This window comes from Clostridium estertheticum subsp. estertheticum, from assembly GCF_001877035.1.
Lineage (GTDB): Bacteria > Bacillota > Clostridia > Clostridiales > Clostridiaceae > Clostridium_AD > Clostridium_AD estertheticum.
The window spans coordinates 2,461,110-2,485,770 of the sequence record NZ_CP015756.1; the positions used below are offsets into that span (position 1 = coordinate 2,461,110).

General features: G+C 30.5%; 24 protein-coding genes and 1 pseudogene. 3 read left to right on the plus strand and 22 right to left on the minus strand.

Translation table 11 applies throughout. The annotated features are described in order from the left end of the window. Nucleotides 1-113 precede the first annotated feature (113 nt). The 18 genes from A7L45_RS11265 to A7L45_RS11345 all read right to left on the minus strand — a co-directional run bounded on the left by A7L45_RS11265 (nt 114) and on the right by A7L45_RS11345 (nt 17,701). Nucleotides 114-662 carry a T6SS immunity protein Tdi1 domain-containing protein gene (locus A7L45_RS11265; RefSeq protein WP_071612864.1) on the minus strand — a complete coding sequence of 183 codons (549 nt, stop codon included), beginning with the start codon at nt 660-662 and terminating at the stop codon, nt 114-116. A gap of 16 nt (nt 663-678) precedes the next feature. Then, a complete protein-coding gene (locus A7L45_RS23525; RefSeq protein ID WP_224617059.1) occupies nt 679-3,324 on the minus strand; it encodes a polymorphic toxin type 15 domain-containing protein in 2,646 nt (881 codons plus the stop codon). Between the two features lie 289 nt (nt 3,325-3,613). Further along, entirely contained in the window at nt 3,614-4,429 is an 816-nt protein-coding gene (locus A7L45_RS11275) for a hypothetical protein (RefSeq protein WP_071612866.1), read from the minus strand. A gap of 69 nt (nt 4,430-4,498) precedes the next feature. Next, nucleotides 4,499-5,437 carry a hypothetical protein gene (locus tag A7L45_RS23850; protein ID WP_224616955.1) on the minus strand — a complete coding sequence of 313 codons (939 nt, stop codon included), beginning with the start codon at nt 5,435-5,437 and terminating at the stop codon, nt 4,499-4,501. Next, entirely contained in the window at nt 5,367-6,506 is a 1,140-nt protein-coding gene (locus A7L45_RS11285) for a hypothetical protein (protein WP_071612867.1), read from the minus strand. Before A7L45_RS11285 ends, A7L45_RS23850 begins: the two co-directional genes overlap by 71 nt. 226 nt (nt 6,507-6,732) lie before the next feature. Beyond that, a complete protein-coding gene (locus tag A7L45_RS23530; protein ID WP_187350243.1) occupies nt 6,733-6,873 on the minus strand; it encodes a hypothetical protein in 141 nt (46 codons plus the stop codon). Between the two features lie 342 nt (nt 6,874-7,215). Beyond that, on the minus strand, nt 7,216-7,377 hold the full coding sequence (locus A7L45_RS23855) for a suppressor of fused domain protein (RefSeq protein ID WP_236900445.1): 162 nt from the start codon (nt 7,375-7,377) through the stop codon (nt 7,216-7,218). Nucleotides 7,378-7,525: 148 nt separating this feature from the next. After that, a complete protein-coding gene (locus A7L45_RS23860) occupies nt 7,526-7,732 on the minus strand; it encodes a hypothetical protein (RefSeq protein ID WP_224616952.1) in 207 nt (68 codons plus the stop codon). A 13-nt stretch (nt 7,733-7,745) separates the two neighbouring features. Continuing rightward, on the minus strand, nt 7,746-7,847 hold the full coding sequence (locus A7L45_RS24175; RefSeq protein ID WP_269466332.1) for a GH-E family nuclease: 102 nt from the start codon (nt 7,845-7,847) through the stop codon (nt 7,746-7,748). A gap of 768 nt (nt 7,848-8,615) precedes the next feature. Continuing rightward, on the minus strand, nt 8,616-9,413 hold the full coding sequence (gene imm47, locus A7L45_RS11305) for an Imm47 family immunity protein (RefSeq protein ID WP_071612869.1): 798 nt from the start codon (nt 9,411-9,413) through the stop codon (nt 8,616-8,618). Between the two features lie 601 nt (nt 9,414-10,014). Next, a complete protein-coding gene (locus tag A7L45_RS11310) occupies nt 10,015-10,476 on the minus strand; it encodes a DUF2625 family protein (RefSeq protein ID WP_071612870.1) in 462 nt (153 codons plus the stop codon). A 409-nt stretch (nt 10,477-10,885) separates the two neighbouring features. After that, nucleotides 10,886-11,332, minus strand: a complete 447-nt coding sequence (locus A7L45_RS11315) for an SMI1/KNR4 family protein (protein WP_071612871.1) — start codon at nt 11,330-11,332, stop codon at nt 10,886-10,888. A gap of 20 nt (nt 11,333-11,352) precedes the next feature. Continuing rightward, nucleotides 11,353-14,034, minus strand: a complete 2,682-nt coding sequence (locus A7L45_RS24220) for an HNH/ENDO VII family nuclease (protein ID WP_071612872.1) — start codon at nt 14,032-14,034, stop codon at nt 11,353-11,355. Nucleotides 14,035-14,092: 58 nt separating this feature from the next. Continuing rightward, nucleotides 14,093-14,485 carry a DUF4280 domain-containing protein gene (locus A7L45_RS11325; RefSeq protein ID WP_071612873.1) on the minus strand — a complete coding sequence of 131 codons (393 nt, stop codon included), beginning with the start codon at nt 14,483-14,485 and terminating at the stop codon, nt 14,093-14,095. 18 nt (nt 14,486-14,503) lie between these two features. Further along, nucleotides 14,504-15,034, minus strand: a complete 531-nt coding sequence (locus A7L45_RS11330; RefSeq protein ID WP_071612874.1) for a hypothetical protein — start codon at nt 15,032-15,034, stop codon at nt 14,504-14,506. 16 nt (nt 15,035-15,050) lie between these two features. Continuing rightward, the gene (locus A7L45_RS11335; RefSeq protein ID WP_071612875.1) at nt 15,051-15,650 is read right to left on the minus strand and encodes a hypothetical protein; all 600 of its coding nucleotides are present in this window, start codon (nt 15,648-15,650) and stop codon (nt 15,051-15,053) included. A gap of 33 nt (nt 15,651-15,683) precedes the next feature. Further along, complete coding sequence (locus A7L45_RS11340; RefSeq protein WP_071612876.1) at nt 15,684-17,102, minus strand: contractile injection system protein, VgrG/Pvc8 family; 1,419 nt, start codon at nt 17,100-17,102, stop codon at nt 15,684-15,686. Beyond that, nucleotides 17,102-17,701, minus strand: a complete 600-nt coding sequence (locus A7L45_RS11345; protein ID WP_071612877.1) for a hypothetical protein — start codon at nt 17,699-17,701, stop codon at nt 17,102-17,104. Before A7L45_RS11345 ends, A7L45_RS11340 begins: the two co-directional genes overlap by 1 nt. A 547-nt stretch (nt 17,702-18,248) precedes the next feature. Between A7L45_RS11345 and A7L45_RS11350 the strand changes: the two genes are divergently transcribed. The 3 genes and pseudogenes from A7L45_RS11350 (at nt 18,249) to A7L45_RS11360 (ending at nt 20,126) form a co-directional block, all read left to right on the plus strand. Next, a complete protein-coding gene (locus A7L45_RS11350) occupies nt 18,249-18,623 on the plus strand; it encodes a GntR family transcriptional regulator (RefSeq protein WP_071612878.1) in 375 nt (124 codons plus the stop codon). A 2-nt stretch (nt 18,624-18,625) separates the two neighbouring features. Beyond that, nucleotides 18,626-19,485, plus strand: a pseudogene (locus A7L45_RS11355) (ABC transporter ATP-binding protein). Continuing rightward, nucleotides 19,485-20,126, plus strand: coding sequence for an ABC-2 transporter permease (locus A7L45_RS11360; RefSeq protein WP_071612879.1), 642 nt, complete (start codon nt 19,485-19,487; stop codon nt 20,124-20,126). The pseudogene A7L45_RS11355 and the gene A7L45_RS11360 overlap by 1 nt, the downstream one beginning before the upstream one ends. A 218-nt stretch (nt 20,127-20,344) precedes the next feature. Here the strand turns inward: A7L45_RS11360 and A7L45_RS11365 are convergent, their stop codons facing one another. The 4 genes from A7L45_RS11365 to clpX all read right to left on the minus strand — a co-directional run bounded on the left by A7L45_RS11365 (nt 20,345) and on the right by clpX (nt 24,303). Continuing rightward, nucleotides 20,345-21,241, minus strand: a complete 897-nt coding sequence (locus A7L45_RS11365; RefSeq protein WP_071612880.1) for a GNAT family N-acetyltransferase — start codon at nt 21,239-21,241, stop codon at nt 20,345-20,347. Between the two features lie 44 nt (nt 21,242-21,285). Next, entirely contained in the window at nt 21,286-22,065 is a 780-nt protein-coding gene (locus tag A7L45_RS11370; protein ID WP_084647443.1) for a GNAT family N-acetyltransferase, read from the minus strand. Nucleotides 22,066-22,114: 49 nt separating this feature from the next. Beyond that, on the minus strand, nt 22,115-22,861 hold the full coding sequence (locus A7L45_RS11375) for a class I SAM-dependent methyltransferase (RefSeq protein ID WP_071612881.1): 747 nt from the start codon (nt 22,859-22,861) through the stop codon (nt 22,115-22,117). 203 nt (nt 22,862-23,064) lie between these two features. After that, nucleotides 23,065-24,303, minus strand: a complete 1,239-nt coding sequence (gene clpX / locus A7L45_RS11380) for an ATP-dependent Clp protease ATP-binding subunit ClpX (RefSeq protein ID WP_071612882.1) — start codon at nt 24,301-24,303, stop codon at nt 23,065-23,067. Nucleotides 24,304-24,661 lie beyond the last annotated feature (358 nt).

The window sequence follows — 24,661 nt, forward strand, 5'->3', positions numbered from 1 at the left end:
ATTTAAGCTTAGCTTTTATAAAGTAAAAATTTCCAATTTCTACTACGACCTCCAAGGTCATAACAAAAACTGGAAGTTTACATTTGCTATTATTTATCATTAATTTAAGCTTGCTATTCTATTTGCCCCATAAATTGCGTTATTAAATAAATATGTTCTATAAATTTAACCATTTCTAAATTTTTAACTTTTTCTGGTCCTCCCAATCCTAAAAGGGGTACATATCCAAAACATTCATCAAAAGCAGGCTTTCCATATTTAATAACAGCTTCTGAATAAGGCTTCCAATTCAGCTCTTCATCTAAAAAACTAACATCCCCTAAATCATCCAAGAAAAAATCAAATCCTGCTGAAATAACACTTACCACTTTTTTTCTAAAGTTCAGTAAATTTAAATATCTCTCTTTTTCCCAAACGATTATGTCTCCCATTGCTGTAGTAAATAACGGAATAGCTTGCTGATTTCGTGTATATACCTCTTCTAAAATTTCTTGTATTTCTTCTGGGTTAATTATTTTTAAATAACCATTCAAAATAGTACCAAAACCATATTTATTCCACACATATAATAATTCTTTCGGCACCTTACCAGTATATTTAGCAATAATATCCTCTGAAGCTTTTTTTTCTAATATAAAATCATCAAAAATATCTTTTGACATATTTGTCACTCCTAACTTAATGTGTTAATTTAATATTTAAATAGGTTGATTTTCTTTCTTCTTCCCCCATCTGTTCTGCGATTGTTCTTATTTGTTTATCCATAGATTTTACCCTGCTTTTCCATTGTGACCCAAGTGATGAATTAATTCTTTTGTCTCCCATACCATTTATTTTCGATGGATTTCCACCTGCAATTTGATCTGGATCATGCAATGCTGCCTTGCTTTTAATCCATTCTTCTGCTTTCTTAACTGCTTCTTTTCTATCAATCCCTTGCTTACGTAATTCTAAGGCTTTTTCTTTCAATGATTCTTTTCTAGCAAGTTTTTGTGCTGCATTTCCTTCTAAAGACCTTCCCTCTATCAAATATCTATTCCTATTCTTTATGAATTCATCTACACTTAATGAATTTAATCCTTTTTCTTGATCCTTTAATTGTCTCTCAAATTCCACTGCATCATGCTTAAGATTTCTATTGAAGTTTACCTCAACTTCAGAGGTTTTAGGAATACCACTCTTAGCCTTTTTAAATTGTTTAACGAATTCTTTCGCTACCTTAGAATCTCCGCCACCTAAACCACATGCTAATTTCACATCTTTTGGCATATCCATATTATTAAATGCTATTTTTGCCGCTTTCATATTATCTGATATATTAGATGCTATCTTATTAAATGCCTTTTTAACAAATGGGGATGCTTTCTGAAATAATTTTCCTGCACCATGGAACATTCCAGCTGTTGCCGCTCCAAATCCTGCATCAAGTAATAAAGTTTTAAAGTTTATACCTTTGCCTTCCAATGTTTGTCTTATTAGACTTTCAACGCCGTTTGTTAATCCACCTAACGCCATCATGCCTTTGTAACTTTTAAATGCACCATACGGACCAAAGATAGCTCCTGAGAGTGCTCCTACAAATGATTCTCGAGCTCCAATCGACGTGTACGAAGACAAATCACTAACTACTCCACTAGCATAATCCGATATTGCTTTACCTGCGACACCTATACCACCCATTATCATTCCGCCAGCAAAAGCCATTCCGGCTGCTGCTGTTGCGGTTGTGCCCACTGCTGCTAATGCTCCCGCTACGGCTGGTATTGCTGTTCCTCCAGTAAACACTACGACTACTACGACTGCTACGACCGCTGCAACTACTGCAACCACCGCTACTGCTGCAAGAACATTTCCAGCTAATTTACCCCAGTTAAATCCTTTTTTCTTCTCTTCTTTCTTTACATCTTTTTTCGTTTCTTTCTTTTTTGCTTTAACTACAACTGCCCTTTTAATCGGCTTAGGTTCTGGTTTTTTACCTACCGTAGGTTCATCATCAAATGCAGCAAAAGCTTCTCTATCACTCCCATTTTTTATTACATTATTGGATAAGAAGTGCAAATCAGTTTCCATTGAAAATCCACTTTTAGTTCCTGATTTTGCTACAAGTATTTGACTTTGAGCCTTAAGTTTAACGCTTTGTGGTGTTTTCATTGTTATTCCACCAGCTGCATTTAAACTTAGTTTTTTATGGCTTTTAATTGTTACTCCAACTGCATCCTCAAAACTTATACTAAGTGGCTCTTTGCTTCCACCTTTTATGTTCAAAGCACCAGGTACCATTTCTATTTCACTGCCGTGTTCTGTGCCAAAATACCTTTTTGTTGTATCTGCTGTTTTAGCACAACTGCTTCCATTTGTTCTTACACATCCAGTGACAATTGGCTCTTCGCTAGTTTCACTGGGGAAATATAAACTTGCGCTTGTTCCAACTATAGGCATTGAATACATTACGTTTCCAGTTGGTGGTGCATACGGGAACCAGGAAGCTTTGTCTTTATTTTGGCTTTTGTCTATATTTAAATGAAGTTTTATCTTTTCACCCTTAACTTCAAGAACTTTCCCTTCAATAGATGCTCCACCGATAAGTGAATTTATAACTTTAGTTTGCCATACTCCATTTTTCCTACATAAACGGTATTTGTAAATGACCTCATCACTTAAAGCACGAGCCTTATATTGATTTACATAAAAGTCCTTGTTTTTGAAGCTAATGTTAGCCCCTACTTCATACTTTTCTCTTGTTTCTATTTCATAATAAAAATAGTCAGTATCATGCCCAGCTTCGGTTCCACCTGATTCATGATATTGTTTTAAATCCTTACAAGCTTTATAATCACTAGTATCTTCTAATTTATAGCTTGTTTTACTTGGCCTCCCAAAATAAAACATATTAAGTGTTTCTATTATATCACAAGATAGTTCTGATTTTAACTCACTTGATATTCTCTTTAAAAAACTCCAGTCTGTTTCTTTATATTGGAATAAAGGGTTTCCTATCTTCTGCCCTTCGCCTATACATTGTTCATAGCTGTAGCCTGGATAATCTTTTAAAATTATCCCAATAAGTTCATCATACGTCATATTCATATCTTGAAATGATCTGCTTTTTTCTTTTACGTCCAATTCAAAACTTGATGTAAGTGCTTGTATTTCTAAGTAGTAATTTCCGTTTATATTGCTTGTCCTAATATTTTGTACTATTCCATTAAATATTATCTTACTTTTGCTTTTATCTACTACATTAATATTTAAAAGACTAACACAAGAATTTTTTCTCATATTAGCCTTTATTTCTATTTTTAAATATAGCACCGTATTATACATCTTTTCCACTGGTTTAAAACACCTAACTTGTAAGGTGTTTTATTATAAAATTCTAACGAACCATGTTAACATAATGCATCACTGTTGTCAGACAATTTATTAAATAATTTTTCCAAAATGTGCCTTTTAACTATATTTTTCAATATTTTTTTATCAATGATTCCACTTATAAAAAGTTTTTTATGCTCACTCTAAATTCCAAATTACTATTTACTATTTGCTATTTACTATTTTTTACCAAGTAATGATCATCTTAGCGGGGCACACATCGCCCCACTTGCTCAGCTACCTACAAAGTCGAAATCTGAAACATATCAATTTTAGAGTAACCAGCATTCGAATTACTACTACTCAATGTGACAAGACAAATACAATCTAATTTACTAACAAACTTTGCCTTCAAAAATATATAATTTTCATCTGGATGCAATATTTCTTTATCACGAATTGTAATTATTTCTATTATATTTTCATCAACTAAAACAAATATTCCATCTTTAAATTCGATATCAATAAAATTAATTGAAGCATTATTAAGTACATGTTTAGTTTGCTCCTTATAGTTGAATGCATTTATATTACGCTTTTCCTCCTCTATAATCGCTATATATTCATCTGGAAACAATTTTATAACTTTTTGTTTTGTTGACTCTTTATAAAATTTATATAGCTTAGGATATAATCTTTCAACTTCCTTATAATCAATTTTTTCTATTATTTTTTCATCTATACAAATGCTATAGAATTCACCATTATATGTTGATAAAACTAAGCCATTGACACTCCATTCATATAAATTCGAAAAAATTAAATTCTCTAATCCATTCTTAAGATAAATCACTTTATATTCATACGTTTCAACATTAATATATACCATACACTCGTTATCTGGACAGAATAGCAAAATTTCTTCATCAACATTATTAATAAAATGGGAATATACTGTTATATCATCGAAAATTTCTAATTTTTTTATTAATTCAAGATTGTTATCAAGTATTAGTATACCATTATAATTATCATTAATTATTATTTTATCTGCTAAATTTCCGATAAAATATATATCGTTATCGTTCTGCTTAAATTCTTTTGTCTTTATAAACATATGAACTCACCTCCGAAGTAAATATTTAATAGAATAGTTTGTAAATATCACTATCTTCTACTGAAGATATTATTTCACATTGATTTTTTTTATCGGGTCTGCTGTTCCTGATATTAACCCGCCCGTTTGTGGATTAGCTTCACCTACATGTTTTCCCCTCTTATCAAATACCTCTAAATGTGATGCCTCCCCTGTATGGAAAGTATCACGATAATAATAATATTCTCCTTTTTTATAAACTTGAGCACCTTTAACTTTGATACTGGTCTTATTATAGTCCTTACCACCTAATACTGTCTCTTTATCTAATGGTACACGATTATCTTTTACGTAATCTGGATCTTTACCCGCCCCCTTATCACTATTTTTATTCTCTTCAACAGCTTTATTATAATCCTTCTGCTGTTTATTTAGTTCAACTTTCTTTCCGCCCCCACCTGATTTTATTGGATCATTTTTAATATAAACAATTTGCCCATCTGGTGTAACCGCTTTTGCTGGTACTAAATCATCTATATATTTTCCAAACTTATTAACATTTTTTTCAATGTTATCCATGACTGTACTTGCACCTTTTTTAATCCACGGTACTGCAGTCTCTAGAGCTTTAGCTCCTCCCGTAAATAGTCCAGTAAATAAAACTCCATTTTTAAATTGATTTAACTGTTCTCCTAAATTAGGCATACGAAAATTAGCAAGTTCATTAAGTGCATAATATGTAGAGTTTTCTGCTCCACCTATGAACAATGTTTTAACAAAATTTAGAGCTAACTGGCCTGTAGTTTCTGCTGCAAATAAAGATGTTCCTGCCATAGCCGGTCCAAACATTGCACCACATAGTGCACCTACAAGAGCTCCTTTTGCCGCACTTATTAAATAATCAAGTGGGCTACTCATTTTATTGTTTTTAATATCCGAGGCTATTGTTCCGCCAACATTACATGCTGCTCCAAGAGCGGCTCCTATTAGCGCAGCTCCAATTACAGCTCCTGCACCGAATGTAGCCACCGATACAACTTACTAGAGCGACTACCGCTACCACTGCCACTACCGCAACTGCTGCTGCTGCTTTAAATAGCTTACCCCACCTAAAGCCCTTCTTTTCTTTCTCAGGTGGTTTTGCTACAACTGCTTTTTTAACCGGCTTAGGTTCTGGTTTTTTACCTACCGTAGGTTCATCATCAAATGCAGCAAAAGCTTCTCTATCACTCCCATTTTTTATTACATTATTGGATAAGAAGTGCAGATCAGTTTCCATTGAAAAACCACTTTTAGTTCCTGTCTTTGCTACAAGTATTTGACTTTGAGCCTTAAGTTTAACGCTTTGTGGTGTTTTCATTATTATACCACCAGCTGAATTTAAACTTAGTTTTTTATGGCTTTTAATTGTTACTCCAACCGCATCGTCAAAACTTATACTAAGTGGTTCCTTGCTTCCACCTTTTATATTCAAAGCACCTGGCACCATTTCTATTTCACTACCGTGTTCTGTGCCAAAATACCTTTTAGTTGTATCTGCTGTTTTAGCACAACTGCTTCCATTTTTTCTTACGCATCCAGTAACAATTGGCTCTTCGCTAGTTTCACTGGGGAAATATAAACTTGCGCTTGTTCCAACTATAGGCATTGAATACATTACATTTCCTGTTGGTGGTGCATATGGAAACCAGGAGGCTTTGTCTTTATTTTGGCTTTTGTCTATATTTAAATGAAGTTTTATCTTTTCACCTTTAACTTCAAGAACTTTCCCCTCAATAGATGCTCCACCAATAAGTGAATTTATAACTTTTGTTTGCCATACTCCATTTTTTCTACATAAACGGTATTTGTAAATAACTTCATCACTTAAAGCACGAGCTTTATATTGATTTACATAAAAGTCCTTATTTTTAAAGCTAATATTAGTCCCTATTTCATACTTTTCTCTTGTTTCTATTTCATAATAGAAATAGTCAGTATCATGCCCAGCTTCGCTTCCACCTGATTCATGATATTGTTTTAAATCCTTGCAAGCTTTATAATCACTAGTGTCTTCTAATTTATAACTTGTTTTACTTGGCCTCCCAAAATAAAACATATTAAGTGTTTCTATTATATCACAAGATAGTTCTGATTTTAACTCACTTGATATTCTCTTTAAAAAACTCCACTCTGTTTCTTTTTATTGAAATAGAGGTTTTCCTATCTCCTGTCCTTATTAGAATTTTCATCTTCTTTTTCTTCATAAACACATATTTTATCATCGGTGGAAGCATTTATAGTAGACTGAAAATTTATTGTGTCATCTATCAAACATTTTAAATTTAAATACCATTAAATTCAACCGCTTTTCTACTTAGAAAATCTATAAAAGTCTTAATGTCACCAACATAACTTTCAATTGTTTTAGGACTTTTACCATCTTCAATTATACTTAACTCTAAATTTTCAATTATTTCACTCATTACCTTTACCCCTTTCAATTTCTTTACATCAGAAAAAGAGCTAATGTTTCTTGCTTGAAACATTAGCTCCTACCATTGTTATAATATATATTTATTTCCCTTTATAAATATAATTTCTATTAAGCCCATCAGTCCCCTATTTTTGTATTAGTATATATCCAATTACTTCACTTATTTATCTGACTACATTATTTATATTATACTTTATATTTTTATATCCCTTTTAATTATTTATATTAAGGATTATAAATATATCAATCTGTAGTTAAATTTGAATATAATAAATATTAAAATCTATATTATCGATTTCCTTCTTAAATTAAAAATATCTATATCAGATTCCTAAAGTTTCATTTCCAATGCACTAGCACCATTAGCTACAGCATAATCTTTTTCTTCATTTGAGATTGGAATAATTAGTAACCAAGCTACTTTTCTATCTTCAAATTCAATAGATTTAAATCCATCCCATAAAAAAGGATTCATTAGATAAACATGCTTCATTTCACAATCATAAATATACTGTTTATCACATCTGAAATAATATGTCCATATCCGTAATTATCTCTTTTCATTATTTCAAATGCAGTGGTAGATACAATGTTAGGAAATAACTCCTCATTTACATCGCATGCACCTAATAATTCAACTCTTAATTTTTTATTGTGTCACTCAACATTCCTATATCATACTCTGATAGACCGATAGTTGCAAAAGATATTACTCCAATAGATGGTCTATCTATACACGACATAATATCTACACTTTTTTTCTTTTTTTCATCCCAATAACGAAAAACCTTTGGTTTTCCTCCTATAACTTCTAATTCTTTTTTTGCTATTATCTTGTTAATATCCATATTTCACTCCTTCTCAATCACCGAAATAATTATCTGTTAAATCTTCACCTTTGTGACCTCTATTAGAACTTGGTAATTCAGGTCTGTAATGCTCTGGCTTATTATATTCATCCAAAAATTGTTTTCTTGATATACTTCGTTCCTTAGCACTTTTTTTATGTTTTCTAAATTAAAGTCCAGGGTTATGTCCCATATCCCATGCTTGCGATTTAACTATACCTTTTTATATTATAGAATCTATTACATCACCGTTATTATTTTTGGCATTTTCCCACACTTTATCTCTTACACCTTTTCTAAGGTGGAATGATCTATCATATGAAACAGCTTTACCTGCCCCCTTAATATTGTCCTTAGCTTTTTAAAATTGTTTAACGAATTCTTTCGCTACCTTAGAATCTCCGCCACCTAAACCACACTCTAATCTTACACCTTTTGGCATATCCATATTGTTAAATGCTATTTTAGCTATCCTAGTATTCTCTGATATATTAGATGCTATCTTATTAAATGCATTTTTAACAAATGATGATGCTTTCTCAAATATTTTTCATGCATCATGGAAACTTCCCGCCGTTGCTGCTCCAATTCCTACATCCAATGATCGAGTTTTAAAATTTATCCCTCTACCTTCTAATGTTTTCTTTCTAAACTTTCAACGCCATTTGTTACTCCAACTATAACCATCTTAGCGACATCTTTTGTAACGTACTCTGCTACTTTCCCAATATAATCTTTTATAATCTAAGAAACCACATTTGAAATGTATTCTATTCTTAGACTTTTTTTGAAATATATATCATAAAATAATGGAATATATTTAAGATATACTCCGTTTTTAAATTTCTCTGCCATACTTCATCACATATTAATTGTATATTATTTATATCTTATGTCCATAAAAGTACTTGCAGCCTTTTTCCCAATTCATTTTTGAAAGTTGTTTAACATAATCAAAAACTTTTCTCATGATTTCATCGTCTACTATTGTATAATATTGTACAGGGCATTCAATACCACTCCAAATTGAAAGCATTGTTGGAATTGTAATTTCTTTTAATTCTTTTCCGTATTTTCTTGAAATAATACTTGCATCTAATAATATTTTTGTTAATACTCCTGGAAATGCTAACTCTCCTTTATAGTAATACTTTTCTATATCTAGTTCATCTCTTTTATTGATGTAAAATTCTCCAATTTCATCAACTGATGCACTTTCTGAAGTTGATTCTTGATAATCTAAAATATAATATAGTGCATCTCTTATAGTAGTCTCAACATTAGTATCTTCCCATTCTTCTAATAGTACAAGTAAGTAAGGAACAACTTCATATGATAATGCTTGCTTCGAATATGTTGCAAATACATTAACTGCATCATCATCAGATTCAGATAGCATTTTCAAATTATCATTTTTTAAAATATCATTATGCTCTGCAATTGAACAAAATACTCTTATGCAAAGATTTATTACACCGTCATCATTACTTGTATTCATTATTTCAATTAATAACTGTTTTGCCGAAAAATCTCCAAGCTTTAATAAATCTATTATTATTAAAAGCTTCTTTCTCTCATCCTTTTCATTATTAATTTTATACCATAGTTCTTCTTTACTAATATCATTTGGTGTATCCCCATACCATATTCCTCGACACATTATATTATCTTTATCATCCATATACTTGTCCTCCTATGACCTAGCAGCTTGTTCATTTGTAATTACTTTATGATAAGAATCATTCCTTATTAAATTATCCATATTTTTTTCGCTCTGTACTATTAACTACTATACGGAGTTTTGACGTTTCATCTAGTGTTCTCTTAATATAGTTTGTTTTCTTTGTCTTAACTCCTTCAAGTACAACTTTTTTTCTTTTAGTATTACATTAATATTTAAAAGACTAACACAAGAATTCTTCTAATGTTAGCCTCTAGTTATATTTTCCTATTTTTCCACTGTACTCTACTTTTTTTCAATTTAATCTTTTTTAACATAGATCACTACAATATGTCTGACAACATATTGAGATTTTTTCTAGCCTATCATAAATTAAGTTGCCTATTTTGTTAATATGCCTAAAAATGCTTTTAAACTATCAACCAATTGATAATAGACCCTTTCTACCACACAATAACAATATGAAATTACCAGTTATATTCATTTTGTTAGAAATAGATTTAAATGACTAAGTTTGCTTCATCAGTATAAGTTGCTATTTAACTTAAATTAAATTTCCTACTATATTCTGAGTTAATATTTAAAAGTTCTTCAACAAGTACTAACTTTTTTTCTGCCATTTGCTCCATCTTAAAGTGCTATAAAATTCGTCTGTATTTCCCAGTACAATCCAAGTAATAAATTCATAGTATTTCATCTCCAGTGCTTCCCATTGCAATGTATTAGGAGCAAAGTTCGACACATCTCCTATTTTATCTGCAAATTTTCCAACATTTAATGCAAAAATGCCGCCAATAACGTCATCTCCAACAATTAACATTTTATCAATACTATTGGATAATCCATGTTCATTTATTTTATTGTATGAAATTATTCCTATATTTTCTTTATTTTCATAACCAACGATTCTAATCCAATTATCAACAGTTAATCCTGACGTATTAAATATAAGTGAACCTAGTGCTGATTTTGAAGTTATTTTTAGCATATACAGTGTATACTGTCCAATACTTGTTTTATACATATTTAATTTTATATTCTTATTTGAATCACTAAACATCATATTTAACTATTTAACTCTCCCCATAAACTATTAACTACTATTTTATTCACTTAAAGACTTAAAATGGTTCAAAGGTAATACAATGTCAATATAAAGGTTAGGAAATGCTATTAATAATTGAGTTTACATTTATTGGCCTTGTTAGGTTGATGGCTATGTGTGGTCAGTCCGCCCAAATTACAAAAATTGTTAATGTAGTAAACATTTTCTGTTTGCTAACATTAATTAGATTCTACTTTTGATACCTGTTTGCAATTTTTAGGGTATGCTTTTCATGTTGTAGTTATCAACCTTACTACAGAATTTGAATTATGCAGTAAACTATAACATATATTTTATTCCATTTACTTGCTTTATATCTATATACTATTTTATGAAACTAGCTACTTGATAATTTTGTATTCACTTATTAAAAATCTTCTTCTTCATCTTCTATTAATTGAGCAAAATAATCACTATAATTATCCCATTCATCCGGTTTTGATATAAAAGATTTATCATTTAGTTTTGTAACCTCTATAGCATCACACCACATTATTGAAGGTATATTTTCAGTATCCATAACAATAATACTTTCTGGTGGTTCTGATAATACTATATATCTTAATGGTAGATTTACAGTATTTCTTAACCTAATAGTTTCATTAATTATATTAGTTTCATCATCATTACTTGAAAAAGAATAATTACTAATTCCCCCTAAATATCCTCCACTATAAAATGATGCAATTTCATAAAAATCTTCTGGCAATTTTACATTAAGTGTTTTCTGTATATTAGCTAATACTTCATTATCAACTCCATCACTTGGTTGTAAGTTTAAATAACGTTCCTTTAATTCTTTTATTTTTCCCATATTAAATTCCTCCAACATTTTTATTTATTATTTACACGCCACTTCCAATATTCACGTGTATCAACGCCAAATTTCTTCCTATCAATCGGAAAATTAGGATTAGGAGTACTTCTTCCATACTGACTGTGTAGTATGTCCTGACCATACTTTCCAACCCCATGATACCTAGTACTCGCTTCTGCTATTGCGCCTCTTGAATCTTGTCCTGTATGATGTAACGTTGAAAAATTTCCATCAGATAGTTGTGGTGGGAGACCTTTACCTGCTGCTTCTGCATTTGTCTTTCCAATAAAATTTTTATCACCACTAGTTCTAATCATATCCCACTCTATATCATTTCTCTGATATATTTCATACGTCTGTTGGGTTCCTTTTGGTCTAGTTGCTGTCCATTCTATCTTTTCAGATGTAAAAATTTTATTATTACTAGCTTCACTTACCCCCTTATCATTCTTACTCTCTTCAACAGCTTTATTATAATCCTTCTGCTGTTTATTTAGTTCAACTTTCTTTCCGCCCCCACCTGATTTTATTGGATCATTTTTAATATAAACAATTTGCCCATCTGGTGTAACCGCTTTTGCTGGTACTAAATCATCTATATATTTCCCAAACTTATTAACATTTTTTTCAATGTTATCCATGACTTTACTTGCACCTTTTTTAATCCACGGTGCTGCAGTCTCTAGAACTTTAGCTCCTCCCATAAATAGTCCAGTAAATAAAACTCCATTTTTAAATTGATTTAACTGTTCTCCTAAATTAGGCATACGAAAATTAGCAAGTTCATTAAGTGCATAATATGTAGAGTTTTCTGCTCCACCTATGAACAATGTTTTAACAAAATTTAGAGCTAACTGGCCTGTAGTTTCTGCTGCAAATAAAGATGTGCCTGCCATAGCCGGTCCAAACATTGCACCACATAGTGCACCTACAAGAGCTCCTTTTGCCGCACTTATTAAATAATCAAGTGGGCTACTCATTTTATTGTTTTTAATATCCGAGGCTATTGTTCCGCCAACATTACATGCTGCTCCAAGAGCGGCTCCTATTAGCGCAGCTCCAATTACAGCTCCTGCACCGAATGTAGCCACCGATACAACTACTAGAGCGACTACCGCTACCACTGCCACTACCGCAACTGCTGCTTTAAATAGCTTACCCCAACTAAAACCCTTCTTTTCTTTCTCAGGTGGTTTTGCTACAACTGCCTTTTTAATCGGCTTAGGTTCTGGTTTTTTACCTACCGTAGGTTCATCATCAAATGCAGCAAAAGCTTCCCTATCACTTCCATTTTTTATTACATTATTGGATAAGAAGTGCAAATCAGTTTCCATTGAAAATCCACTTTTAGTTCCTGTCTTTGCTACAAGTATTTGACTTTGTGCCTTAAATTTAACGCTTTGTGGTGTTTTCATTGTTATTCCACCAGCTGCATTTAAGCTTAGTTTTTTATGACTTTTAATTGTTACTCCAACCGCATCATCAAAACTTATACTAAGTGGCTCTTTGCTTCCACCTTTTATATTCAAAGCACCTGGCACCATTTCTATTTCACTACCATGTTCTGTGCCAAAATATCTTTTTGTTGTATCTGCTGTTTTAGCACAACCACTTCCATTTGTTCTTACGCATCCAGTAACAATTGGCTCTTCGCTAGTTTCACTAGGGAAATACAAACTTGCACTTGTTCCAACTATAGGCATTGAATACATTACGTTTCCAGTTGGTGGTGCATATGGAAACCAGGAGGCTTTGTCTTTATTTTGGCTTTTGTCTATATTTAAATGAAGTTTTATCTTTTCACCCTTAACTTCAAGAACTTTCCCTTCAATAGATGCCCCACCAATAAGTGAATTTATAACTTTTGTTTTCCATACTCCGTTTTTCCTACATAAACGGTATTTGTATATAACCTCATCACTTAAAGCACGTGCTTTATATTGATTTACATAAAAGTCCTTATTTTTAAAGCTAATGTCAGCCCCTACTTCATACTTTTCTCTTGTTTCTATTTCATAATAGAAATAGTCAGTATCATGCCCTGCTTCACTTCCACCTGATTCGTGATATTGTTTTAAATCCTTGCAAGCTTTATAATCAATAGTATCTTCTAATTTATAACTTGTTTTACTTGGCCTCCCAAAATAAAACATATTAAGTGTTTCTATTATATCACAAGATAGTTCTGATTTTAACTCACTTGATATTCTCTTTAAAAAACTCCAGTCTGTTTCTTTATATTGGAATAAAGGTTTTCCTATCTTCTTCCCTTCTCCTATACATTGAGCATAGCTATAGCCTGGATAATCTTTTATAATTATCCCGATAAGTTCATCATACGTCATATTCGCATCTTGAAATGATCTGCTTTTTTCTTTTACATCCAATTCAAAACTTGATGTAAGTGCTTGTATTTCTAAATAATAATTTCCGTTTATATTGCTTGTCCTAATATTTTGCACTATTCCATTAAATATTATCTTGCTTTCATTATTAGAATTTTCATCTTCTAATTCTTCATAAACACATATTTTATCATCATTGGAAGCATTTATAGTAGACTGAAAATTTATCGAGTCATCTATCAAACATTTTAAATATAAATATCCATGTTCATTAGGTTTGTTTTCAATTTTTATATTCTCTATATTTAGCAATTGATAAGGTGATTTAACCCTTAGTGTATGAACTGCCCCCATTTACTTTCCCCTTTCATTACTACTTCTTTACTATTTTCTCTGCTTTTTTCTATTTTAACTACTCTTGCTCTTGGCCGGTTGTCACGAATTTTATTTTTCCTTGATGTAAAGAACATATAAGCACAGATTCTGCTGTAAGTGCTGGTTTTCCATCAACCAATGTATCCTCTTTTACCTTCATCCAATCTCCTGATATTTTCACGAGACACTTTTTACCCGGAGGTAATTGAACTCCATCTTCCCCTATTAAATAAATGTCTTTGCCTTCCTTGCATTCTCTGCAAATTCCAAAGTAACTAATGTTTTTATTTACCACATTATCACTTTTATTCATCATAGGTTTTTCTGTTGCATATGCTCCATGACTTTCAGGTAGGTTTATTTTTCTTGCATGGGTACCTTTGTCACATCTCATTTTTGCGCCTCTTACTATATAATAATTATCGCTCATATACATACACCCCCTCTTTTAACTCTCTTCCACTTGTAATCTCTCAAGTTTTATTCCTTTAAAATCGCGTCTTAAAAGACTCTCTGCCACATCAAGTCTTACTACTATTAATGGTTTTGTACTTTCTTTTATTCTAAATATCTTTTTGCCTTGAATCTTCTCTTTACTTAGAATTATGTTTTTAATTACTCTTTTGTCTAAACCTAGTTCTGTTTTGTCACTTAAGGCTTCTATTTCTTCAAATATAGATAAAGAATAATTTTCTTGTCTATCATGTAATCCATCAATAAGTGGTAAACTAATAAACAAAATATCCCTATCATATTTTTCAATAATTTTTTTAAGCTCATCTGATATTAAAAATAATTGACTATCTAAAACATCTAAAAATTCACAATTATCATCTGCATTTACATTAAATATTATAATGTCTTCAATTTTATGGGCATTTAAAAGATTAAGATTTTTCATGTTAATTTTCTTAAATACATCTATAAGCCTTGGCGTATTTGTATATCTTTCATCTTGTTTTAATAAAAAATAATCCATGCTTTCTCCTTTTAAATTATTTTTCTTCAGGATATATCATCTCTGCCTCATCCATATATTCTCCAACAAATATCCTGATATCTTCTGCTTTTTTCATCTTTTCATAAGAAGGTGTTCCTATAAATTTTTCTATAAGTCCTTTTAAAAATTCCACTGCTAAAACATGATATTTATCAGTTTCCTCCAGCATCATATTTTCTATATCCATATCAGTTATACTTCTTCCACACTCTTTTTTCTTTTCCTTGAGTTCTTCCATATACTTAAAAATTGAGGCGAAAATAAAATTTAAATCTATATTAATAAAACATTCCTGCTTATCTAAAAACCAATTTTCATCATATAGATCAATTCTATATTCTCCTTTATTTTCAAGAAGACTAGTTCTAAGAAGAGAAAAATATATATACCTTATTTCCCCTTTTAATTGTTTCTGTTGAAGACATATAGCCTGCTTACATACTTCATTAAATGCTGAAACTAAGTTCCCATCTATAACATCATTATCACTTTTATATATTTCATCAATTTTAAGGAAATCATTAATCCATCTATTAGCTACATACTTTTCATAAAATTCTGCTAAGAGTTCCTCTTTATTTTCTTGTATTATCACGCTTGCTTGTACACCTCCTCATTTGACATGTACCTATTCAATCTTAACCTTTCCACCACTCATAGTTACATTATCTTGTATGTTAATTTTTGCTCCACCTTGAGTTAAATCTACCCCATTACCACCTTGAATCGATATCTTGCCACCACCGGTTATTTCTATATCTTCTTTAGCATCCAAAACTATTTTTTTATCACTATTAATTTCTATTCCACCATCATCTGTTAATCTCATCAGTAAATTTCCATTTCCTATAATTTCTACAGCACCTGGTTTCATTACCACTTGTTTTCCGTACTTTGTTCCTATACTTTTCACTGCTGGATCACTACGCTTCTCACTATTACTTGATTTAAGATTTGCTGAGCTTATTGCATATGCATTTTTCTCTTCATTGTCTGGAAAATATAGTCTTATTACATCCCCAACCTCTGGCATACAGTACCAACCTGTACCATCTGGCGATGAATAGACCGTTGAATATGAAAACCATCTTGCTTTACCTATATCTTGATTTCCATCTATTTCTAAATTAATTTTAACCGTGTCATTTTTTGTATCTAAAACATTTCCTTTAAGCGAAACGCCTACTACCTTATCATTGTAATCTCTACGTATTTTAATGCCCTTATTATCCCTTAATATATATTTGTTAGAAATCATACCATCTAGAAGTTCCATTTCTGAACTGTATATATATAAACTTTTACCTTTAAAGTTTACTAAATTGTATAAATACATTACTTTATACGTTATTACCTCATAACTTATTAAATTAATGTCATTTAAGCCATCAATTCCGTTTTCTGACTTAAGCCTATATTCTTGTAATGCTTTTTTTATTGAATAATTGTATTTATCAACTTCATATGTTGTGCAACATCCTGAATTTCCTATTGAATACTTTATATCTTTTAATTGACATTCTGATACTACTGGCACATTAAAATGTGAAGATAACCTTTTTATAAATTCCCAATCTGTTTCTTTATATTGAACTATTAACTTATCTATTTTAGTCCCATTCGTAATACTGTCTAATATGTTAATGTTAGTATATTCACCGTTCACAATATTAAAGATTTCTCCATAACTAGAGTTTTTATCTTGAAATGTTCTACTTTTTTTCTTGATATCCATCAAAAAAGTTCTGCTTAACGCCTCTATTTCTAAGGTTCTTACATCTTTATTTGCATTAACTTGAATATTCGTAACTACCCCTTGGAACACATCAATAACAGAATCTTTATCATCCTTAAGTGATATTGTAATACTAGACTTTTCATCTGATGTTTCAACATATTTATCAATATTTTCTTCATCAATAATTCCACTTATATAAAGTTTTGCATGCTCATTTAGATCTCTAGTTACCTTTAGTTTTAATATTTTTTGGAATTCATAGGGTGCAATTAAGATATCTCCCTGTGTATACATGTATTCCTCAATCATTAATTCTCATCTCCCTTCTCCCCTTCTACTACCTTTAAATTATTTATTACTTGAAAAGCGACATCTCTCCAATCATTATATTTTTTATAGGGACAACTGAAAGTTCCCATTAAAGTCTTTTCCTTAAATTCCAAAAAGAACATTAAATTATATAAGAAATCATCTATTACTGAGCTCTTAAATTCAAAGAATCCTATGTTCTTAGACTCAACTTCTAAAACTCCCTCTTCATAAAATACATTAGATGGATTACTTTTCTTAATAATCATCTTCATTCCATCTTTAAGTTCTTCAACACGTTCTTCATCTAATGGACTATCAATAATGTTGAGTGTTATAGCTATACTTCCTTCTTCATTGCTCTTAATTATTTCTGGACGGCTTTCCGATGGATATTTAAATTTTCTTACATCAAGTGGCATATCTTCAAAATCCTTTGGAATATATATTTTTAATTTTTCATCAAAAAATTCTTTTTCTTCAAATTCGTAATATCTATTTCCAATTTTTATAGGTCCACTACAAATATCTTTTTTTGCTTGTTTTTTTTCTGATTCATTTATAAAATCTAAAATTTTCTCGTCAATTCTTTTATCCATATTTTCTACCTCCTATTCTTATATAAAAATTAAGCTTTGCCTATTTCATAAATGTTTTTAGGTACATGTAAAATTTATAAGCACTCATATCTTCTAATTTATAACTAGTTCCCCAAAATAAAACATATTATGCCTTCCATTATATCATAATATATACCTTAATTTTACTCATTTGTAATCCTTTTTAAAAAGTTCCATTTCTCCCATCCTTTCATAGCAAATTTCTTTTTAATGTATCTCTCGTTGTTCTAAATAAACTATGAATACATTTTAAAGTCAATTTTTCATTGCTCATAGGGATATATCATATATGCTTACGGAGCAACAGTTTAAACTTCATGACATTGACTTCGATGTAATTCAAGTAATTGGGCCTACTAATAATGATCCTGTTTCAATTAAATATCGATGGATTAAACAAAAATGTGCCTTTATTGTCATCCTTAACTTTTAAAGCTGCAATTACATCTTGACAAAGACAGTGTCTTAAGTGTATAGTGTGTATTGAATAGATACACACTAATTTTTGGGAAGGTGATAAGCTGACATGAAGATCCTAATTTCTAATATATCTAATATACCCCTATACCAACAAATAAAAGATCAACTAAAAGATATTATTTTTAAAGGTGAGATGTCTGAGGGTGATGCGCTTCCATCTATCAGAAATTTTGCCACTGATTTGAAAGTAAGCGTTCTTACTATTCGTCGTGTATACAATGAATTAGAACAAGAGGGTTTTATTACAAGTCAGGTGGGCATTGGCACTTTTATTTCTGCTGGTAATTTAGAACTACTTCGGGACTCTAAACGGCGTATTGTTGAACAAAAAATGCAGGACTTAATTTTAGCAGCAAAGACGTTAAAAATTTCTAAAGGGGAATTAAACGCAATGATGGATATTCTATATGAGGAGGATTAACAATGAGCAATGTATTAGAAGTATCAGGCTTAAATAAATCTTATGGTGATTTTGCCCTTAATGATGTTAGTTTCTCTTTACAGGAAGAGTGTATTACAGGTTTTATAGGTATCAATGGGGCTGGTAAAACAACCACTATAAAGAGCATTCTTAGTCTTGTAATGAAAGATACTGGTACTGTCAAATTCTTTGGAAAGTTATGGATAAGCACGAGCACGAGTTAAAAAACCGTATTGGAGTTGTACTGGATGGAAATTGCTTTTATGACGAATTGTCAATGAAAGAAATGAAAAGCATTATTGCACCTGCATATTCTAGTTGGAATGAACGGGATTACAAAACCTACATGGACCGTTTTTCGCTAAATCCACGCCAAAAGATTTCAACACTCTCAAAAGGTATGAGTATGAAATTCGCATTGACCTTGGCACTTTCTCATCAGGCGGACTTACTTATTATGGACGAACCTACAAGTGGCCTTGATCCTTTAATCCGTAGCCAGCTTATGAATATCTTGACGGATTATATGAAACAAGGTGGTAAAAGCGTTTTCTTTTCAACGCACATAACCTCAGATCTAGATAAAATTGCTGATATGATAATTCTTATTAATAATGGCAAGATTTTGTTTGATGAAGAGAAGGATGCATTAATGGATACCCATAGATTAGTAAAAGGTGATAACAAAGATTTGACTGTTGACAGAAGAAAACTATTCTTAAATATTCAAGAATCAAGCTTTGGATTTACTGGTATAACCAATAAATTATCTCAAGTTCAAAATAGCATGAAAGACATATTGATTGAAAGACCTACTATAGAAGATATTATGCTTGGTTATGTAGAAGGAGGGGGAAAATAATGTTGTTTCATCTTGTTAAAAAAGACTTTTTACTTATAAAAAAATATTTGCTACTTATGATACTTATACCAATTGCCATACCAATTCTTATGATGATACAATCGTCCCAGCTTTTGGGTTTAAGTTCTTTTGTTATGTCAGTGATTTTTACGGTGTTTATGTTGTATCAATATGTTTTGATGGCAGAAATGAAATACCCTAAGGCGGAGACTTTGCTATGTGCTACGCCTTACTCTCGCAGTCTTCTTGTAAAAGCAAGATATGTGTTTCTATTGTTACCATTTGCTTATTGCTCTGTGGCATACAATGTACTAGCACTACTATTTTCCAAAATTGAATACCTTACACCATCCACTTACCTTATTGCTATGCTGATTTCAGTAATTCTATTTGGTATATATACACCCATACAATATAAATTAGGTTTTGAAAAAACAAAGTATTTCTTCGTCTTAGTGATTATGGGAGCCCCATCCTTAATGGTTTTATTAATAAAAGCCAATATTAAACTCAATTTTACAGGATTGTCTGCAATGACTATATTTGTTCAGTACCTGATATCGATTGTGGCTATAATTGCTATTATCTATATTTCTATGAATGTATCTATAAAAATTTACTCAAAGAAAGAATTGTTATAACCTATTCATTTTGAGAAAGGAGTCATACCTATGCAAGATTTACAACCCATAGCAATAACATTATGTGTGCTGTTTCCCTTTGTGTATTTAACTTATAAACACTTTAAAGATAATCCCTATAAATAAATTATATCTTTAAATAGAAAATGAAGTGGCATTAGCTAAAGCTTAGGCTAATGCCACAATTGAAATCTATATTATGATTACTGTTTATCTGTTTAAGTGTGTGATAACTTTGGAAACATAAATTGATTATTCGCAAGTAACAGTGTATCTTCACCTAGAGCAAATAAAGTACCCTCTCCTTCTATTGGCTTAATTAAATAAGAATCAGTTTCTTTTGGTGTAAAATAAAGTTTTTCCCTTTTTATGTTTTCATCTACCAAATAATCAATCATTTTATCTAACAAAATATCTTCTTTGCAAAAGACATTTAGTATCTCTATTGCATCTCCCTCAAAATTTGCAATTATAACTGCATCATAATCTTGAATATAATAAACACTGTCAGTCATATCCAAAGTACAATAAAACATAATCAATTCCGCATTACCACACATAGAAATTTTAGCTAATGAAGAAGGAACATTTGCTTTATCATACACTAATGCTCTGTCACATTTATTAGTCATATCTAATTTTTTTACAAGTCCATTTTTATCATGTTTACTTATAAATTTTGTACACTGACATTGGTTTAATGTTGTAAACCCAAATTTCGGGTAAAAATTGAGTACTGAGTCATTCGCAAATAAATAAAGTAAATCACATTTATCTTTCCATTCTTCAATGATCTTTTCCATGATTACTCTACTGAGTCCCTTATTTCTATAAGCAACATCAGTCATCACTGTTCCTAATTGAATATAACGTTTTGATTTCCCAAAAACCTCAAAGTCCATTATGTTTACTGACACATTAGAAACAACAACGTTTCCATCCATGAGTGAATAAGGTAAAAATTGATTTTTCCAGTATCCGTATTGATACCACTGTTCAAAATCAAATCCAAATGTCTTCTTAGTTAAAGCATTAAAACTTATTCTAAATTTATCCTCTTCACCAGTTCCGATAATAAATTTATACTTTTTACCATTAATTTTTATATGTTCCATAATTCAGACCTCCTTGGTAATATAACCCAGTTTATGCAGTAATTCTAAAATTCAACGTTCAAAAGTCTAGTGTTACTAATATATCCGCAACTTTCCAATGTATTTTTAGAATTATAATTATGGTACCAGCATCCTGTTAGTGGCTTAAATCCATTTTCATGACAAATATCCCTTAAATGCAAAATGATACTTCTTCCAACTCCCTTTTGGCGATACTTTGCAACTGTAAACATACCCGTAGCTTTATACTCCGTAAAAATATTGCAATCTTCTATTATACCAAAGCCTAAAATTTCATCATTTTTTTCTAATATATAAATTTTATTTTGTAAAGAACTATATTGAAATGTATCAAAAAAATTATCTGATTGTTCTTTTATAGCAGGTGTATCTATTTCTGTAGCTACTCTTAAAAGATTCCTATTATACATTGGTGGTTTTATTTCATACATCAAATTTTTGTTTTCTTCAAAAAAATAGGCCTGCATATTTACTTTTTTATGAAAATCCAGTGATAAGGATAATAAAAGTTCATCGCAAGTTGGTACGAAAGCACCTTTAACATGATATTGCTCTAATATATCTTTGAAAATACTTTGAGCATATTTCATCGCACTAATATCTACATAAAATTGTGTAAGAAGTCTGTCTTCATAAATTGCAAAATATCCTTTGTTATTATTATCAATATATATTGAATATAAATCTGATTTTAAAATATGAGATTCTAGGAAATTATCATAAATTCCACTTAAACTATTAAAATATTTAAAAAACATAGCTTTATTTTCGTTAAATGAAGTTTTTATAAATTTATACTCCAATTTATTCCTCCTGATTACTTATAATTTTTTATAACTTTTTATATCCTTATTATTGCATTTTTACAGCTCTAATTAATAAAAAATTTGGTTTATGGATATCTTTTTTCATGTTGGGTATAAGCTCTAAAGCTTCCTCGTCTGGTAATGGTTCAAGCATTTTTTCAATTTTAAAGCCCGTTTCAATTAGAGTGTTTATAATTTCAGAAAATGGTCTATGATATTTTATTACACCTTCAATAAACCATTTCACACTACGTTCACCACTTTCCATATAGTCAGAAAGATTATAAAACAAAGGTTTTTTATTTTCATCTAATGTCCATACTGGCCCTTGTTTTGGAGCTGTGGTAAGCGGATGCTCTTGTGAATAAATAAGCAAGCCATTATCTTTTAGTAAATAATTTATGTCTCTAAGTAATTTGCTAAAAGATTTAACATAATGAAAAGCAAGGGAACTATAAACTATATCAAACTTCTCCTCTATTGTGCTTATATCATTCATATCAAGATGAATATATTCAATACTTTCAAAGGCATTATCAACTTTTGCAATTGATAGCATTTTTTCTGAGATATCAACACCTACAACCCTTGCAGCGCCCCTATTTAATAAATTAACACAGTTCTCTCCAAAACCACAACCTAAATCAAGTACAGTTTTTCCGACCATATCAGGGAGCGAACTTTGCATTGCAGGTTTTTCCTGAATATTATTGTAATTAATTTTGTTATCTCGAAGCTTCTTGTATCCTTCAAAGAAAATTTCGTTATCATATATATTTTGAACATTAGACATAAAATCCACCCCTCTAAAAGTATTAAATAAGATCTAGCAACCTATAAATACATTATATACCATAGATTTGCATTCTACAATTTACAAAGAGACGTAAATATATCTATAAGAAAATAAGTTTACAATCATTTTAATTTAATGATTGTAAACTTATTTTATTGAGCATCTATCCTAAACAAGTATTTAATATATTACTTTGGAGCTTATAATACCTCACCTGCTACTTCTGATTCTACTTTAACTTCTATATCAGCTATTATAGGTAAATCTTTATTTATCTTAGCATAAACACTAAGTATATAGTCTTTGTCTACATAGTAATCTTTAGTGTCTTCTGAAGGTGCATCATATCTTAAATCCCTTAAAACTCTTGAAACAATACTAACTAATCCTCTAGCGCCCATCTTTTCTTCAATAGCAATATCTGCAATTGCTTCAAAACAATTATTGTTAAACTCAAGATTTTTGCCCAAATAAGCAAATATCCTTCTATACTGTTCAAATACGCTAGTATCAAGTTTAAGTACTTCAATAAGATTATCTCTTGATAATGGATCTAAATTTGATAATACTTGAAATCTACCAAGTAACTCTGGAATTAATCCAAACTCTTGCAAATCTTTTTTTATTATGTTTGATCTAAGATACTTTGTATATTCATAATCTTTTTCATAATTCTTTACAGTTGATTCTACATTGTCTGTCACATTAAAACCTAATTTTCTTACAATTCCTGGCTTAGTAAACTGCTTTAACCTATTATTTGGACTAAATTTAAGGCGATTTTCCACAATAGTTTCAATACCATCAAAAGATCCACCTGCAATAAATAAAATATTAGTTGTATTTATTTCAATCATTTTACTTGTGGGATTTTTACGACCTCCACCTTCTGGTACTCTAACAATACTACCCTCAACCATCTTAAGTAAACCTTGCTGAACTCCTTCACCTGATACATCTCTTGTAATAGTCATTGTCTCACCCTTTTTGGCTATCTTATCAAGTTCATCAATAAATATAATTCCTTTCTGGGCAAGTTCAATATCGCCCTCTGCCCTTACTAAAAGTGAGTATATCATACTCTCAATATCATCACCAACATATCCAGCCTCGGTCAAACTTGTGGCATCACCAATAACAAATGGCACTTGGGCAATATCTGATAATTTTTTGGCTAGTAAAGTTTTTCCAGTACCTGTTGGTCCAGTTAGTAATATATTATGCTTTTCTAAATCTATACCAGTTGCAATTCTTATCATATGATTATGTAATTCTATAGATAACTCTATTTTAGCCCCTTCTTGGCCTATTATAGACTGATCTAATAGTCCTTTTATCATTTTTGGTGTTATTGTTATCCTTGTTTCTTCTGATGTTATATTTCCGTAAACTGCCTCTTTTTGCTGCGGTTTTATTGCTATACTACGTTTATTTAACATTTACTACACCATCCTTTTAAATTTACACTACCTTTTAAACTTTCTATTTTTTCTAAAGCTACTTTTCATCACTTTCATAGTATTCAGATGTTTAGCAAGTGATTGAGTATTTTTCATATTCTGTATATGACTTGTGGCAAATAAACCACGTTGAACTTCTTCGCTTATAGGATATCTAACATCAATTCTATTTATATAGCTTTTAATAAGTTTAACATAGACTAATAAGAAAGACTTAAATATGTAGCTAATATAATAAAATTGTATTCTATCTAGACAGCATTTACAATTAAAATAGTCTTTAAATAGAAAAAAGAACATATTTTATGCTTTAATTGAATATTTTTTTACATAATAT

Excerpts from the sequence above, each read along its gene's own strand:
- A7L45_RS11340 (WP_071612876.1), bottom strand. The coding sequence starts at position 17,102 with ATGATTGAGGAATACATGTATACACAGGGAGATATCTTAATTGCACCC.
- A7L45_RS11365 (WP_071612880.1), bottom strand. The coding sequence starts at position 21,241 with ATGGAACATATAAAAATTAATGGTAAAAAGTATAAATTTATTATCGGA.
- A7L45_RS11265 (WP_071612864.1), bottom strand. The coding sequence starts at position 662 with ATGTCAAAAGATATTTTTGATGATTTTATATTAGAAAAAAAAGCTTCA.
- A7L45_RS11345 (WP_071612877.1), bottom strand. The coding sequence starts at position 17,701 with ATGGATAAAAGAATTGACGAGAAAATTTTAGATTTTATAAATGAATCA.
- A7L45_RS11275 (WP_071612866.1), bottom strand. The coding sequence starts at position 4,429 with ATGTTTATAAAGACAAAAGAATTTAAGCAGAACGATAACGATATATAT.
- A7L45_RS24220 (WP_071612872.1), bottom strand. The coding sequence starts at position 14,034 with ATGGGGGCAGTTCATACACTAAGGGTTAAATCACCTTATCAATTGCTA.
- A7L45_RS11350 (WP_071612878.1), top strand. The coding sequence starts at position 18,249 with ATGAAGATCCTAATTTCTAATATATCTAATATACCCCTATACCAACAA.
- A7L45_RS23860 (WP_224616952.1), bottom strand. The coding sequence starts at position 7,732 with ATGGATATTAACAAGATAATAGCAAAAAAAGAATTAGAAGTTATAGGA.
- A7L45_RS11310 (WP_071612870.1), bottom strand. The coding sequence starts at position 10,476 with ATGATGTTTAGTGATTCAAATAAGAATATAAAATTAAATATGTATAAA.
- A7L45_RS11315 (WP_071612871.1), bottom strand. The coding sequence starts at position 11,332 with ATGGGAAAAATAAAAGAATTAAAGGAACGTTATTTAAACTTACAACCA.
- A7L45_RS23530 (WP_187350243.1), bottom strand. The coding sequence starts at position 6,873 with ATGAGTGAAATAATTGAAAATTTAGAGTTAAGTATAATTGAAGATGGT.
- A7L45_RS11330 (WP_071612874.1), bottom strand. The coding sequence starts at position 15,034 with ATGGATTATTTTTTATTAAAACAAGATGAAAGATATACAAATACGCCA.
- A7L45_RS11325 (WP_071612873.1), bottom strand. The coding sequence starts at position 14,485 with ATGAGCGATAATTATTATATAGTAAGAGGCGCAAAAATGAGATGTGAC.
- A7L45_RS23855 (WP_236900445.1), bottom strand. The coding sequence starts at position 7,377 with ATGAAGCATGTTTATCTAATGAATCCTTTTTTATGGGATGGATTTAAA.
- A7L45_RS11375 (WP_071612881.1), bottom strand. The coding sequence starts at position 22,861 with ATGTCTAATGTTCAAAATATATATGATAACGAAATTTTCTTTGAAGGA.
- clpX (WP_071612882.1), bottom strand. The coding sequence starts at position 24,303 with ATGTTAAATAAACGTAGTATAGCAATAAAACCGCAGCAAAAAGAGGCA.
- imm47 (WP_071612869.1), bottom strand. The coding sequence starts at position 9,413 with ATGGATGATAAAGATAATATAATGTGTCGAGGAATATGGTATGGGGAT.
- A7L45_RS11285 (WP_071612867.1), bottom strand. The coding sequence starts at position 6,506 with ATGTTTTATTTTGGGAGGCCAAGTAAAACAAGTTATAAATTAGAAGAC.
- A7L45_RS23525 (WP_224617059.1), bottom strand. The coding sequence starts at position 3,324 with ATGTATAATACGGTGCTATATTTAAAAATAGAAATAAAGGCTAATATG.
- A7L45_RS11360 (WP_071612879.1), top strand. The coding sequence starts at position 19,485 with ATGTTGTTTCATCTTGTTAAAAAAGACTTTTTACTTATAAAAAAATAT.